Below are 14396 nucleotides of genomic sequence, written 5' to 3'. Positions count from 1 at the left end.
CGCGGCGCGCGGCCCCACGGCCGGTCCGCGCGTCCCTCGGCGGCCGCGACGGGCAGCGCTTGCCTGAATCGCTCATCAGCTCGGTTCCCACGAGGGGGGAAACGCGGTGGACGCCCTCCGCATTCCTGGTTCTAGGGTTCGATCATGGCGGGACGCGGGACTCCGGCGACGGCGTTGCTGGACAAGCAGAAGGTGCGGCACGAACTGCACTCCTACGAGCACGACCCGAGGCACGCCTCTTACGGCCTGGAAGCCGCGGAGGCGCTGGGCCTGGAGCCGGAGCGGGTGTTCAAGACGCTGGTGGCCGAGGTCGACGGCAAGCTCGCGGTCGGCGTGGTCCCGGTCACCGCGCAACTCGACCTGAAGGCACTGGCCGCCGCGGTGGGCGGGAAGAAGGCGAAGATGGCGCCCGTCCCGGACGCGGAGCGGGCGACCGGTTACGTGGCGGGCGGGATCTCCCCGCTGGGCCAGAAGAAGCGCCTGCCGGTCGTCGTGGACGCCTCCGCCGAGACCTTCGACACAGTCTTCTGCAGCGCGGGGCGGCGCGGCCTCGAAGTCGAGCTGGCACCTGCCGACCTCGTCCGCCTCACGGGCGCCGTTGTGGCCCTCATCGCCGCCGACGCCTAGTCGAGGGGGCGGAGGACGCGGGACAGCCACTCCCCCGCGGTGCGGCCGACGAGGGCCACATCCGCCTTGAGTGCGTGGTCGCCGGGGACCACGACGACCTCGCGGTGGTGCGCGGCGGGCGGCATGCCGAAGGGGTCGCGCTCTCCCTGGACGACGAGCACGGGGGCTTCGACCTCGGACAGCTCCGCCATCCGCGACTTCTCCGGCTTGCCCGGCGGGTGCACCGGGAACGCCAGGCACAGCACCGCGACCGCCTGGCCCTCGGCCGCCGTGCGGCAGGCGACGCGGGCTCCGGAGGACCGACCGCCGAACACCAGCGGCAGGTCCTCGCACCACGACGAGCCCAGGTGTTTCGCAACCGCCAGCCACGCGGCGTCCAGTTGCTTCGCCGGAGCCGGGGCGCGACGGCCCGCCACGCGGTAGGGCTGCTCGATCAGGGCCACGTCCACACCGGCCGCGGTGGCCGCGCGGGTCACCGCGACCAGGTCGGGGGCGCTGATGCCGCCTCCGGCACCGTGCCCCAGCAGCAGCGCGGCGCGGGCCTCGGGGGCGCAGTGCAGCTCAGCCCGTGCCGGGCCGTGCGGGGTGTCGATCTCCAGAGTCGTCATGGCAGCTCGAAGAGCGCTTGTTCGGCCGGCTCCTCCGGGACGAACCGCCGCAGCAGCTCGGAACCGTTGTTGCGGACGCTGTTGACCTTCGTCGTCACCGGGCGCAGCTCCAGTCCCGCGTGCAGCTCCGGGTCGGGCTCCGCGACCAGCGCCGTGGGATCGGTGGAGTCCGGGTCCAGCCAGCCGGCCCACGCGTGCCGCGGCAGCATGATCGGCATCCGGTGGTGCACGTCGGCGAGCTGTCCGAACGAGTCGGTGGTCAGCACCGCGAAGGTCACCATCGGGAACTCGTCGGCCGCCGCCTTCGGGGACCGCCAGGTCTCCCAGATGCCCGCGAGCGCCAGCCCGGAGCCGTCCTGCGGGGTCACGTAGTACGGCTGCTTGCGGTCGCCGTCGACCTGCCACTCGTACCAGCCGTCGGCCGGGATCAGGCAGCGGCGCCGGGCGAAGGCCGTGCGGAAAGCCGGTTTCTCCGCGGCCGACTCCACCCGCGCGTTGATCATGCGCGAGCCCACCGAGGGGTCCTTGGCCCACATCGGTACCAGGCCCCAGCGCATCATCCTGATGCTGCGGACCACGGAGTCGGGGTCGGGCTCGCCCTCGGCGTCGCGCGGATGCCGCGCCACGATCGCCGGGACGTGCTTGGTCGGGGCCACGTTGTAGTCCGCGCCGCCCATGAGACCTTCGGTGCCGTCCACCGCGTCGAACTCGGCAGCAAGCGAATCCGGGTCCCGGGTGGTGGCGAATCTGCCGCACACGTGGTCCATCGTGGCATGTCAGCCTGGTCCGGGCGAGGGCCGCGCGGCCGGTTGGGGGATCATCGACACATGACGTCGCACTGGCTGGCCCCCCGCACCGACTCCCCCGTGCACGCGGAAGTCCCGCTGCCCGGCTCCAAGTCGATCACCAACCGCGCGCTGGTGCTCGCGGCGCTGGCGGACGGACCGTCGGTGCTCCGCGCGCCGCTGCGCAGCCGGGACAGCGAGCTGATGGTCGGCACGCTGCGCGCGCTCGGCGTCGGCGTCGCGGACGGGCCGGACGGGTCGTGGCTGGTGACCCCGGCACCGCTGACCGGCCCCGCGGAGCTCGACTGCGGGCTCGCGGGCACGGTCATGCGGTTCGTCCCGCCCGCCGCCGCGCTCGCCAAGGGCACCGTGCGCTTCGACGGCGACCCGCGCGCACGGGAGCGTCCGATGGGCACGATCCTCGAAGCGCTGCGCGCGCTCGGCGCGGACATCGACGGCGACGCGCTGCCGTTCGCGCTGCACGGCACCGGGCACCTCACGGGCGGCCAGGTGGTGATCGACGCTTCGCACTCCTCGCAGTTCGTCTCCGGTCTGCTGCTCTCCGGCGCGCGCTACGACAACGGCATCACCGTGGTGCACGACGGCAAGCCCGTCCCGTCGCTGCCGCACATCGAGATGACCGTCGAGATGCTGCGCGCGCACGGTGTCGAGGTCGAGGACGACGAGCCGAACACCTGGCGGGTGCGGCCCGGCGTGATCACCGCGCGGGACTGGGACATCGAGCCGGACCTGTCCAACGCGACACCGTTCCTCGCCGCGGCCGCAGTCACCGGTGGCCAGGTCACCGTGCCCGGCTGGCCCACGCGCACCACGCAGCCCGGCGACGCGATCCGCGAGGTCCTGACGCTGATGGGCTGCGAGGTGGTGCTCGACGAGCGCGGGCTGACCGTCCGCGGCGCCGACGTGCTCACCGGGATCGACATGGACCTGCGGCACGCCTCCGAGCTCAGCCCCACCATCGCCGCCATCGCCGCGCTCGCCGAGGGGCCGACCCGGCTGCGGGGCATCGCGCACATCCGCGGTCACGAGACCGACCGGCTCGCAGCGCTGACCGCGGAGATCAACCGGCTCGGCGGGGACGCGGAGGAGACCGAGGACGGCCTCGTCATCCGCCCGCGCCCGCTGCACGGCGGGGTGTGGGGCGCCTACGCCGACCACCGCATGGCCACCGCGGGCGCGATCATCGGACTGCGCGTCGACGGTGTCGAGGTCGACGACATCGGCACCACCGCCAAGACCATGCCGGACTTCCCCGCGATGTGGCGGACAATGCTGGACGGGGCAGCTGTGGAGGCGTTGTGAGCCGCCGCGGCTGGCGCAACCTCGACGAGTCGGACGTCCGCGTCCGGCCGGGCAAGGGCACCCGCCCGCGCAGCAAGCTCCGGCCCAGCCACGACGACGCCGAGGCGGCCATGGTGCTCACCGTGGACCGGGGCCGCTGGACCTGCGCGCTCGGCGGCGACCCGGAGCGCGAGGTGACCGCGATGCGCGCCCGTGAGATGGGCCGCACCCCCGTGGTCGTCGGCGACTGGGTGGACCTCGTCGGCGACACCTCCGGCAAGACCGACACCCTGGCCAGGATCGTCCGGGTGACCGAACGCAAGAGCGTGCTGCGCCGCACCGCCGACGACACCGACCCGTTCGAGCGGATCGTGGTGGCCAACGCCGACCAGCTGGTGATCGTCACCGCGCTCGCCGACCCCGAGCCGCGCACCGGCTTCATCGACCGCTGCCTGGTCGCGGCCTACGCGGGGCACCTGGAACCGCTGCTGTGCCTGACGAAGGCCGACCTCGCCGACCCCAAGGAGCTGCTGGCCGCCTACGCCGACCTCGACCTGCCGGTCGTGGTGACGCGGCACGACGAGGACCCGGCCGAGCTGCGCGAGCGGATCACCGGACGCGTCTCCGCGTTCATCGGCCACTCCGGTGTCGGCAAGTCCACCCTGGTCAACAAGCTGGTCCCGGACGCGAACCGGCGCACCGGCGCGGTGTCCGGCGTCGGCAAGGGCAGGCACGTGTCCACCACCGCGCTGGCGCTGCCGCTGCCCGGCGGGGACGGCTGGGTCATCGACACCCCTGGCGTGCGCTCGTTCGGCCTCGCCCACATCACCCCGGACGACCTGGTGCTCGCCTTCCCCGAGTTCGCCGAGGCCGCGGAGGAGTGCCAGGTCAACTGCGGGCACCGGGGCGATCCGGAGGACCCGGACTGCGCTTTGGACCACGTGGTCGCCGAAGGTGTGGCACCATCCGGCCGCCTGGAGTCCCTGCGCCGGCTGCTCCGATCCCGGGCCGGCGTCGAGGACACCCCGTCCGACCAGGACGGAACCGGACGTCGCCAGGGGCCGTCGTAGCGGCGCCCCGCCACTAGTTCCCAGGGAGTTGCACCGTGCGTCGCACCACCATCGTCACGCTGACCGGGCTCGCGCTCGTCGGTGTGCTCACCGCTTGTGGCTCGGCGCAGCCGGGCGAGGCCGTTCCCGCAGCGGGCTCCGGCCAGGCCGCGCCCGCCACCACCAGTGCTCCCGGTGGCGGTGGCGCCGCGTCCGGCCCGCTGGAGTCGCTGACGGGCAAGGCGGTGGAGGCCATGAAGGTCAAGAAGACCGCCAAGATCAGCGTCTCCGGCAGCGGCCCCGGCGCCGAGGCGATCGGCGGCAACGGCCAGATCCGCCTGGACGGCAACGACCTGTCGATGGCGATGACCTCGAAGGTGCCCGGCGAGGACGGCCAGCCCGCGGGCGAGACCAAGCTGCTCTTCGTCGGCAACACCCTCTACGTCGAGCCGCCCAAGGACATGCCGGTCCCGCCGGGCAAGAAGTGGATGAAGATCGACCCCAAGGGCACCGACGTGATGTCGAAGCTGCTCGGCCCGCTGGCCCAGCAGATGCGCGACTCCGCGGACCCGAAGGTCACCTTCCAGAAGTTCGGCGACGGGGGCACGCTCGGCGGCTCCACCCCCACCACCCTGGACGGTGCGCCCGCCACGCAGCACAAGATCGACGTGGACCTGAACAGGCTGATCGCCAAGACCGCCGACCCGCTGCAGAAGCTCAGCCTCGAACTGCTGGTCAAGAACGGCGTCACGTCGATGACCTACGACTTCTGGACCGACGCGCAGAACCTGCCGCTGCAGTTCCAGTTCAGCCAGAAGATGCCCAACGCGCCTGCGGCCACCACCGTCACCGCGAAGTACACCGCGTGGGGGGAGCCGGTGGACATCAAGGCGCCCGCGGACAGCGAGATCGCTCCGCCCGTCGAGCTCCCGCAGCCGCCGCGCTAGCCACTCGTGGACAACGCCCCGCCTTCGACCTGAAGGCGGGGCGTCTCGCTGTTCTCAGCCCATGTGCGGGTAGGTGTGGTCCAGCGGCGGGACCATGGTCTCCTTCACCGAGCGCGGACTGGTCCAGCGCAGCAGGTTGAACACCGACCCCGCCTTGTCGTTGGTGCCCGACGCACGACTGCCGCCGAAGGGCTGCTGGCCGACAACAGCACCGGTCGGCTTGTCGTTGACGTAGAAGTTGCCCGCGGCGAACCGCAGCGCCTTCTGCGCCTGCTCGACAGCCAGCCGGTCGGTCGCGAAAACCGCACCGGTGAGCGCATAAGGCGTCGTGGTGTCGACGATCTCCAGAACTTTTTCGTAGTCCGCGTCCTCGTAGACGTGCACGGCGAGGATGGGCCCGAAGAACTCCGTCGTGAACACCTCGTGCGACGGATCGGTACCGACCAACACGGTGGGCTGCACGAAGTAGCCGACGGAGTCGTCCGCAGTGCCTCCGGCAAGCACCTCGATGGAGGACGACGCGCTTGCCATGAGCTGTGCGCCCTTGTTCTTCGCGAACGCGCGTTCGTCGATCACAGCGCCGCCGAAGAGCGAGAAGTCGGTGACGTCGCCGTAGGTCACCGAGCCGGTCAGATCGGCCAGCTGCTCGCGAAGACCCTTGTCCCACAAGGAACGCGGCAGGTACGCACGCGACGCGGCCGAGCACTTCTGGCCCTGGTACTCGAACGCACCGCGCACGAGGCCCACCGCGACCGCCGTGGGGTCCGCGGACGGGTGCGCGACCACGAAGTCCTTGCCACCGGTCTCGCCGACGATGCGCGGGTAGGACCGGTAGGTGTCGAGGTTGTCGGCCATGGTGCGCCAGAGCTTCTTGAAGGTCGCGGTGGAGCCGGTGAAGTGCAGTCCCGCGCAGCCGGGATCGGTGAGCGCGACCTCGCTGACCGCGGCGCCGTCACCGGTCACCATGTTGATCACGCCGGGCGGCAGGCCCGCCGCTTCGAGCAGCCGCATGGTGAGGTGCGCGGCGAGCTGCTGCGTCGGCGAGGGCTTCCACACCACCGTGTTGCCCATGAGCGCGGGCGCCAGCGGCAGGTTGCCCGCGATGGCGGTGAAGTTGAACGGCGTGATCGCCACGACGAAACCGTCCAGCGGACGGTGGTCGAAGCGGTTCCACACGCCCGGGCTGGAGATCGGCTGCTCGGCCAGGAGCCCGCGGGCGAAGGACACGTTGAACCGGAGGAAGTCGATCAGCTCGCAGGCGGAGTCGATCTCGGCCTGCTGCACCGACTTGGACTGTCCCAGGATCGTCGCCGCGTTCAGCGTGTCCCGCCACGGCCCGGCGAGCAGGTCGGCCGCGCGCAGCAGCACCGCGGCGCGCTGGTCGAAAGGCAGTTCGCGCCAGCCGGGAGCGGCCTGCTTCGCCGCCGCGACCGCGTCGGCGACGTCGGCGGCGGTGGCCTGCGCGGTCACCCCGAGCACGTGCGCGTGGTCGTGCGGCTGCACCACGTTCACCCGGTCACCACCGGCCATGCGCTGCTTGCCGCCGATGGTCATGGTCAGCTCGTGCTGTTCGCCTTCGAGCTCGGAGATCCTGCGCTGCAACGACTCGCGTTCAGCGGTTCCGGGCGCGTAGGAACGGATCGGCTCGTTCACCGGGCGCGGAACGGACGTGACGGCGTCCATGGGTCGGGTTCGCCTTCCTCTCGGATCGACTTACCCGGCCCATCCTGTCACTGCGCGAGGGCACAGGCCCTACATGAGCTCCAAGAGGAACGGCAGTTCCTGCGCGGCGTACCAAGCCAGCTCGTGGTCCTCGGCGTCACCGAGGGTGAACTCCGCGTCCGGGTCGCCGAGATCCGCCGCGTCGATCACGGCAGCCGCGGCGCGCACGGCGTCCTCCGCCTCGGGCAGGTCCACGTGCACCGCGGCGACGGCGCTCATCGGCACCGGACCGGACAGCTTCACCACCGCGTCGTCGAGGTCCGGACGCAGCTTCACGTCGTCGACGTCGGCCGAGACGACCGCACGGCGCACGGGGGCGCCCGGGTCGTCGGCCAGCTCGGCGGCGATCAGCCGCAGCGAGGCACGCGCGGCCTCGGACATGGCCGCGTACTCCAGCTCCTCCGTGTCACCCGAGGCGTAGGACTCGCGCAGCGTCGGGGTCAGCGCGAACGCCGTGCCACCGAGCGGCTGGAACTCGCTGTCCTTCACGAAACGCTGCAACATCGGCACCGTGACCGGGATGTAGACCCTCACACCGACACCGCTCCCACCAGTTCTTCCAAGGACTCTTCGACCATTCCGGCCAGCACGTCAGCGTCTGGCATCGCGTCACGGTCGGCGTTGAGCCCGAAATATACGCCGCCGTCGTAGGAGGTGACACCGATCGACAACGCCTGGTTCATGGCCAACGGGACCACCGGGAACATCTCCATCATCTTGGCCCCTGCCGCGTACAGCGGCACCTGCGGCCCGGGAACGTTCGTCACGACGAGGTTGAAAATGCGCTTGGAGAAGGAGCTGGCGACCCGTGCGCCGAGCGCGTGCAGCGTGGGCGGGGCGAAGCCGGAGAGCTTGACGAGCGCGTCCGCGGCCACCGACTGACCTGACTCCGAGTGCGCGCGCATGGCGTGGCTGACGTGGTGCAGCCGCACTACGGGGTTCGGCTCCCCCACGGGCAGGTCGACCAGGTAGGAGGACACGCTGTTGCCGACCGGCCGTTCTCCGTTGCCGTCCGTGCCGAGCACCGACACCGGCACCATCGCGCGGATGGTCGTGGAGGACGTGACCGCCTCGCCCCTGGAGAGCAGCCAGTTGCGCAGCGCCCCGGAGATGACGGTGAGCACGCCGTCGTTGATCGTGCCGCCGTGCTTGCGGCGCACCGCGCGGTACTCCTCCAGCCGCGTGCGCGCGACGGCATAACGGCGCTGCGTGGAGATGCGCACGTTCAGCGGCCCTGACGGCGCCGGGCGCGCGGCGGTCGTCACCGCGGACGCGAGACCGCCCACGGCGTCGGTGACCTTGCGAACCGTCGCGGCCGCGTCCAACGCCGCGGCGTGCACGTTCTCCAGGAGTTCGCCTGGGCGCTGCACGACCTCCGCCACGGCCTCCAACACCAGCTGGGCCCCGCTCGGCTGCGGGTGGGGCATCCAGAGCTCTTCTTTGGCCCTCCTGGGCGTCGCGGTGACGTCCAGGATGACCTGCGTGATGTCCGGCGCCGCGATGCCGTCGACCATCGCGTTGTGGGTCTTGGTGACCACGGCGACCCGGCCCCGCGCCAGGCCCTCGACGAGGTAGGCCTCCCACAGCGGGCGGGTGTGGTCCAGCTGCCGCGACATCAGCCGCGCCACGAGCTCGTTGAGCTGTTCCTCACTGCCCGGCTTGGGGAGCGCGGAGCGGCGCACGTGGTAGGTCAGGTCGAAGTCCGGGTCGTCCACCCAGACCGGGCGCGCCAGCCGCGCGGGCACCTGCATGACCTTCTGCCGGTACCGGGGCACCAGCGGCAGCCGCTCCTCGATCAGCCCGAGCAGGCGGTCGTAGTCGAAGCCGCTCCGTGGCTTCCGGAAGATCGACACGCCCCCCATGTGCATCGGCGTCATCGGGTCCTCCAGGTAGAGGAACGAGGCATCGAGTGCGGAGAGGCGATCGGGCATGCGGTCGATCCTGACACAGCGCGCGCCCCGTACGAGATGTCGCGGGAAACGAGTCACTTATGCGGCATGGGATGCTGACCGCGTGGAGCAGGTGTCGCCGAAGGACCGATTCGTCACCGTCTACGGCCGCAAGCCGGTGCTGGAGGCGCTCGCCGACGACCAGCTCGCCGTGGACAAGGTGATCCTCGCCGAGAACGCCCGGGGCGCCGCGGCGCACGAAATCCTCGACGCGGCCCGGCGCCGCGGTGTGCAGGTGCAGCGTGCGACCGCGCACCGGGTCAAGGTGCTCGCCGGGAACGGGCGCCACGACCAGGGCGTGCTCGCCGACGTGGTGGCGCCGAAGATGCGCACGCTCGACGCCGCGCTGTCCGGGCGGACGCTGCCGTCCTCGGTGCTGGTGCTGGACGGGATCACCACGCCCGCCAACGTCGGGATGATCCTGCGCACCGCGACGGCAGCCGGGATCGGCGGGATCGTCGTTCCGCGGCGCGGGGTCGCGAGCATCGACCCGCTCGTGGTGAAGGCGTCCGCCGGAGTGGCCTTCCACGCGCCGATGCTGCGCTGCGCCACCGCGGGCGAGGCGGTGCACGACCTGCGCTCGGCGGGCTACACCGTGATCGGGATGGACGGGACGAGCCGCACGACGCTGTTCGAGGCGAAGATCCCCGGCCGCGCCGCGTTCGTGCTCGGCGGTGAGACCGACGGTGTCTCCGCCGAGGTCCGCGAGCACGTCACGAGCTGGGTGTCCATCCCGATGGCGGGCGGCGTGGAATCGCTCAACGTCGCGAGCGCCGCCGCGGTCCTGTGCTTCGAGCTGGTGCGCAGAGGCCGCTGAACCGCCGGTGCACTAACTTGGGTCCCGTGCGAGCAGACCGCCGTGGCCGGATCACCGCCGCTCTGGCGGTGGCCGCGCTCCTGCTGACCGGGTGCACGAAGAACGCCGACGGCGCCGCCCCGCCGAAACCGGAGCGCCCGGTGCCGTCGCTGGAGCTGACCAGGCCACCGGCGAGCGGGACCGAGGTCGACCCGGTGCCCACCACCTCCGGCGCCCCGTTGATCACCGGCGTCGTCGAGGACGAGTGCCTGCTGACCGCGGCCGAGTTCTCCGCGCTGGTCGGCCAGCCGGTCTCCCCCGGCCGGAACACCCAGCTGGACCTGGGCCCCGAGGGCCAGAAGCGCAGCTGCTTCTACCCGACCGAGGCCTCCGGGCTGCCGAAGAACTGGATCAACGTCTACGGCACCACCGGCCAGCACCCGAGCGAGCTGGTGCAGCGGGCCAACAAGAACACCCCGGGCAGCAAGCTGCTGACCGACATCGGCCTCGGCGCCGTCACGGTCCCGGCCGCGCTCGGTGCGCCCGGTGGCGACATGTACGTGGCCACCGAGAAGTACCTGCTGGAGATCCACGTCGGCGAGGGCGTCCCCGATGAGCCGCGCTGGATCGTCGCCGGTACCGCGCTGGTCGCGAAGGCGCCCGCCTAAGCCAGCTTCACCTCGAAGAGCGCTTCCAGTTCGGTGATCGTCGCCGAGACCGAGGTGTGGTGCACGCCGACCATCCCCGCCGCCGCGGCCCCGCGCACGTTGCCCGCGAGGTCGTCGACGAACACGCAGCCCTCGGTCGCCAGTCCGAGCCGGTCCGCGACGAGCCGGTAGATCCGCTCGTCCGGCTTGGCCATGCCGACCTCGCCGGAGAGCACCATCACGTCGAACAGCGATCCGAAGGCGCTGTCCGGCGCGGGCCCCGGTCCGTCCGCATTGGACAGCAGCGCCGTGCGCAGTCCGTGCCGCCGCGCCTGGCGGAGCACGTCGAGCAACGGCGGCTCGTCCCCGGGCTCCGGACCCCAGTCGGTGAGCACGCCGCCGTAGTCCACGACAAGACCAGCCAAACGCATTCCCGGACCCTAGGTCACCTTCACCCGTTACGGCGAGAACTGACCGGATTCGCCGGCTCGCCCCTCTGTTGCTGTGGGGACACAGAACCTGGGGGAAGTCATGGCTGTCGTTCTGCGCTTGCCCGCGTACCTCGCCGCACCGGAACCGGAGGAGCCACCCGAGCCACCGCTGTGGCCGCTCGACCAGCTGATGCTGGAGCTCGACCTCACGCAGCAGCACCACCGTTCGAGCTCCGACCCGCTCGCCGCACGGCAACTGCGGTTGCACGCCGCGGCCGGGCGCCTCGTCACCACTGTCCTGGAGGCGTTGGACGGGCGCCGACCGCTCCGTCAGCTCCTGCACACCAAGCTGAGCGAGTCGGTGCACCGCCGCTTGGCCGCCCAGCTGCGCCGCGCCCGGCCCGGCCACACCCACCGCCTGCGCACCATCCACGTGTGCGAGCCGGCGGAGGGCGTGATCGAGGCCAGCGGCACCGTCACCCTCGGCCGCCGCGTCCGCGCGGTCACCGCCCGCATCGAGTCCACTCCGCGTGGCTGGCTCTGCACCGTTTTCGCCATCCTCTGATCCCTTCCGCGCGGAAGAACAACGCCCGCCCTCCTGGTGGGGAGGGCGGGCGTCGGACGTGCTGGAGCAGAAGGGTCAGCGGCGCGGGCGCTTCTTCTCCTTCTTCGCGGCGCGCTCGGCGGCACGGCGCTCACGGCGGGTGCCACCGGGGTCGCCGTCGCCGGCGTCGGCGTTGCCGCGGCTGGCGACCCCGCCGTCCTCCGAGGGACCGGAGAACATCAGGTTCTGCGGGGAGTGGCCGTCGAGGCCCTTGCCGCGCAGCGCGGGCGGGATCTCCTCCTCGATCCGCGGGATGACCGTGGTGGCCTCCATGTCCGGGGCCGGGGCGGCGGGCTGCTCCGGCTGGTCCGGCACCTCCACCTGGAGGTTGAACAGGAAGCCGACCGACTCCTCCTTGAGCGCGTCGAGCATGGCGTTGAACATGTCGAAGCCCTCGCGCTGGTACTCGATCAGCGGGTCGCGCTGGGCCATCGCGCGCAGGCCGATGCCCTCCTTGAGGTAGTCCATCTCGTAGAGGTGCTCGCGCCACTTGCGGTCCAGCACCGACAGCACGACCCGGCGCTCCAGCTCGCGCATGGCGCCCTCACCGGCGAGGCCGTCGATCTCCGCCTCGCGCCGGGCATAGGCGGCCTGGCCGTCGTCGAGCAACAGCTCCAGCAGGCGCTCCGGGCTGAGGTCGTCGGTCTCCTCGACCACGGTCCGCCAGTCCAGCCCGACCGGGTAGAGCGTCTTGAGCGCGGTCCAGAGCTGTTCGAGGTCCCAGTCCTCGGCGTAGCCGTCCGCGGTCGCGCCCTGCACGTAGGCGGTGATCACGTCGCGGATCATGTGCTCGACCTGCTCGCGCAGGTCCTCGCCCTCCAGCACGCGGCGGCGCTCGGCGTAGATCACCTTGCGCTGGAGGTTCATCACCTCGTCGTACTTGAGGACGTTCTTGCGGATCTCGAAGTTCTGCTGCTCGACCTGGGTCTGGGCGCTGCGGATCGCGCGGGTGACCATCTTGTGCTCGATCGGCACGTCGTCCGGCACCCGCAGACGGGTCATCACGGCCTCGACCATGGCGGCGTTGAACCGCCGCATCAGCTCGTCACCGAGGGAGAGGTAGAACCGCGACTCACCCGGGTCGCCCTGACGGCCGGAGCGGCCGCGCAGCTGGTTGTCGATGCGGCGGGACTCGTGCCGCTCGGTGCCCAGCACGTACAGGCCACCGGCGTCGCGGACCTCGTCGGCCTCGGCCTTGATCGTCGCCTTGACCTCGGCCAGCACCTCTTCGTAGAAGTCCGCGTGCAGCTTCGCCCGCGCGGCCTCCCACTCCGCGGAGGCGTCGGTGACCCCGCGCGGCTGCCCCTGGGCGAAGCTCTTGCGCAGCTGCGCCTCGCGCCGGGCCAGCTCGGGCTCGCGCTTGCGCATCTCCTCCTCGGCCAGGAACTCCGGGTTGCCGCCCAGCTTGATGTCGGTACCACGGCCGGCCATGTTGGTGGCCACGGTGACCCCGCCCTTGCGGCCGGCCATCGCGATGATCAGCGCCTCGCGCTCGTGGTGCTTGGCGTTGAGCACCTCGTGCGGGATACCGCGCTTGACCAGCAGCTTCGACAGGTACTCCGAGCGCTCCACGCTGGTGGTGCCGATCAGGACCGGCTGGCCCTTCTCGTGCCGCTCGGCGATGTCGTCGGCGACGGCCTCGAACTTGGCCTGCTCCGACTTGTAGATCAGGTCGGCATGGTCCTTGCGGATCATCGGCCGGTTGGTCGGGATCGGCACCACGCCCAGCTTGTAGATCTGGTGCAGCTCGGCCGCCTCGGTCTCGGCGGTACCGGTCATCCCGGAGAGCTTCTTGTAGAGCCGGAAGTAGTTCTGCAGCGTGATCGTGGCCAGCGTCTGGTTCTCCGCCTTGATCTCGACGCCTTCCTTGGCCTCGATCGCCTGGTGCATGCCCTCGTTGTAGCGGCGCCCGGCGAGCACGCGGCCGGTGAACTCGTCGACGATCATGACCTCGCCCTGGCGGACGATGTAGTCCTTGTCCTTCTTGAACAACTCCTTGGCCTTGATGGCGTTGTTCAGGTAACCGACGAGCGGGGTGTTGGCGGCCTCGTAGAGGTTGTCGATGCCGAGCTGGTCCTCGACCAGCGCGACGCCCTCCTCGGTGACGCCGACGGTGCGCTTGCGCTCGTCGACCTCGTAGTGGACGTCCTTCTTCAGCATCGGCGACAGGCGGGCGAACTCCTGGTACCACCGCGAGGACTGGTCGGCGGGGCCAGAGATGATCAACGGGGTGCGGGCCTCGTCGATGAGGATCGAGTCCACCTCGTCGACCACGGCGTAGTTGTGGCCGCGCTGCACGCACTCGTCCAGGCTCCACGCCATGTTGTCGCGCAGGTAGTCGAAGCCCATCTCGTTGTTCGTGCCGTAGGTGATGTCGGCGTTGTACGCCGCCCTGCGTTCCTCCGGCGACATCGACGACAGGATCACGCCGACCTCCAGACCGAGGAAGCGGTGGATCTGCCCCATCTCGTCGGCATCGCGCTTGACCAGGTAGTCGTTGACGGTGACCACGTGCACGCCCTCACCGGTGAGCGCGTTGAGGTAGCACGGCAGCACACAGGTCAGGGTCTTGCCCTCACCGGTCTTCATCTCCGCGATCTGGCCGAGGTGCAGCGCGGCGCCGCCCATGATCTGCACGTCGTAGTGGCGCTGGCCGAGCACGCGCTTGGCGGCCTCGCGGGCCACCGCGAACGCCTCCGGGAGGAGGTCGTCGAGGTCCTCGCCGTCCGCGTAGCGCTTGCGGAACTCGTCTGTTTTCGCGCGCAGCTCACCGTCGGAGAGTTCGACGTAGTCGTCCTCGATGGAGTTCACGTGCGTCGCAATGGCACGCAGACGCTTGACGATCTTGTTCTCGCCGGTGCGGAGCAGTCGCGACAGGACCATGCGGGGTCGACCTCACTACCTGATCGGTTGCGCCCGACACGGACGC

At 71.0% G+C, this 14396-nt stretch carries 14 protein-coding genes; 7 read left to right on the top strand and 7 right to left on the bottom strand.

The window, feature by feature from the left end; translation table 11 throughout:
* Window positions 1–144 precede the first annotated feature (144 nt).
* Window positions 145–627, top strand: coding sequence for a Cys-tRNA(Pro) deacylase (gene ybaK, locus BLT28_RS32855; protein WP_030426783.1), 483 nt, complete (start codon window positions 145–147; stop codon window positions 625–627).
* Here ybaK and BLT28_RS32850 read toward each other — a convergent pair.
* Complete coding sequence (locus BLT28_RS32850; RefSeq protein ID WP_030426784.1) at window positions 624–1235, bottom strand: alpha/beta hydrolase family protein; 612 nt, start codon at window positions 1233–1235, stop codon at window positions 624–626. The genes ybaK and BLT28_RS32850 overlap by 4 nt on opposite strands.
* Window positions 1232–1993 carry an SOS response-associated peptidase gene (locus BLT28_RS32845; protein ID WP_030426785.1) on the bottom strand — a complete coding sequence of 254 codons (762 nt, stop codon included), beginning with the start codon at window positions 1991–1993 and terminating at the stop codon, window positions 1232–1234. The genes BLT28_RS32850 and BLT28_RS32845 overlap by 4 nt, the downstream gene beginning before the upstream one ends.
* A gap of 69 nt (window positions 1994–2062) precedes the next feature.
* Here BLT28_RS32845 and aroA point away from each other — a divergent pair, with 69 nt between their 5' ends.
* From aroA to BLT28_RS32830, 3 genes are read left to right on the top strand one after another with little or no spacing between them, the layout of a single operon-like run.
* Window positions 2063–3343, top strand: a complete 1281-nt coding sequence (gene aroA / locus BLT28_RS32840; RefSeq protein WP_030426786.1) for a 3-phosphoshikimate 1-carboxyvinyltransferase — start codon at window positions 2063–2065, stop codon at window positions 3341–3343.
* Window positions 3340–4392: a ribosome small subunit-dependent GTPase A gene (gene rsgA / locus BLT28_RS32835; RefSeq protein ID WP_030426787.1), complete on the top strand. Its 1053-nt coding sequence runs from the start codon at window positions 3340–3342 to the stop codon at window positions 4390–4392. Before aroA ends, rsgA begins: the two co-directional genes overlap by 4 nt.
* Window positions 4393–4427: 35 nt before the next feature.
* On the top strand, window positions 4428–5318 hold the full coding sequence (locus BLT28_RS32830) for a hypothetical protein (protein ID WP_030426788.1): 891 nt from the start codon (window positions 4428–4430) through the stop codon (window positions 5316–5318).
* A 54-nt stretch (window positions 5319–5372) separates the two neighbouring features.
* On the opposite strand, the gene pruA is transcribed toward BLT28_RS32830, so the two are convergent.
* From pruA to BLT28_RS32815, 3 genes are all read right to left on the bottom strand, one after another.
* Window positions 5373–7001: an L-glutamate gamma-semialdehyde dehydrogenase gene (pruA, locus tag BLT28_RS32825; protein WP_030426789.1), complete on the bottom strand. Its 1629-nt coding sequence runs from the start codon at window positions 6999–7001 to the stop codon at window positions 5373–5375.
* A gap of 69 nt (window positions 7002–7070) precedes the next feature.
* Window positions 7071–7574, bottom strand: a complete 504-nt coding sequence (locus tag BLT28_RS32820; RefSeq protein WP_030426790.1) for a DUF6912 family protein — start codon at window positions 7572–7574, stop codon at window positions 7071–7073.
* Window positions 7571–8971: a WS/DGAT/MGAT family O-acyltransferase gene (locus tag BLT28_RS32815; protein ID WP_030426791.1), complete on the bottom strand. Its 1401-nt coding sequence runs from the start codon at window positions 8969–8971 to the stop codon at window positions 7571–7573. The genes BLT28_RS32820 and BLT28_RS32815 overlap by 4 nt, the downstream gene beginning before the upstream one ends.
* Window positions 8972–9053: 82 nt before the next feature.
* On the opposite strand from BLT28_RS32815, the gene BLT28_RS32810 reads away from it, so the two are divergent.
* A complete protein-coding gene (locus tag BLT28_RS32810) occupies window positions 9054–9806 on the top strand; it encodes a TrmH family RNA methyltransferase (RefSeq protein WP_030426792.1) in 753 nt (250 codons plus the stop codon).
* 26 nt (window positions 9807–9832) lie between these two features.
* On the top strand, window positions 9833–10453 hold the full coding sequence (locus tag BLT28_RS32805) for a hypothetical protein (protein WP_030426793.1): 621 nt from the start codon (window positions 9833–9835) through the stop codon (window positions 10451–10453).
* Here BLT28_RS32805 and BLT28_RS32800 read toward each other — a convergent pair.
* Window positions 10450–10863 carry an HAD-IA family hydrolase gene (locus BLT28_RS32800; RefSeq protein WP_030426794.1) on the bottom strand — a complete coding sequence of 138 codons (414 nt, stop codon included), beginning with the start codon at window positions 10861–10863 and terminating at the stop codon, window positions 10450–10452. The genes BLT28_RS32805 and BLT28_RS32800 overlap by 4 nt on opposite strands.
* A 100-nt stretch (window positions 10864–10963) precedes the next feature.
* Between BLT28_RS32800 and BLT28_RS32795 the strand changes: the two genes are divergently transcribed.
* Window positions 10964–11428: an Rv3235 family protein gene (locus BLT28_RS32795; RefSeq protein WP_052406757.1), complete on the top strand. Its 465-nt coding sequence runs from the start codon at window positions 10964–10966 to the stop codon at window positions 11426–11428.
* 75 nt (window positions 11429–11503) lie between these two features.
* Here the strand turns inward: BLT28_RS32795 and secA are convergent, their stop codons facing one another.
* Window positions 11504–14350, bottom strand: coding sequence for a preprotein translocase subunit SecA (gene secA, locus BLT28_RS32790; RefSeq protein ID WP_030426796.1), 2847 nt, complete (start codon window positions 14348–14350; stop codon window positions 11504–11506).
* Window positions 14351–14396 lie beyond the last annotated feature (46 nt).

Origin of the sequence: Allokutzneria albata (assembly GCF_900103775.1) — a bacterium.
GTDB lineage: Bacteria > Actinomycetota > Actinomycetes > Mycobacteriales > Pseudonocardiaceae > Allokutzneria > Allokutzneria albata.
Note: the sequence above shows the minus strand (reverse complement) of the source record. Positions and strands in the feature narration are given on the sequence as shown.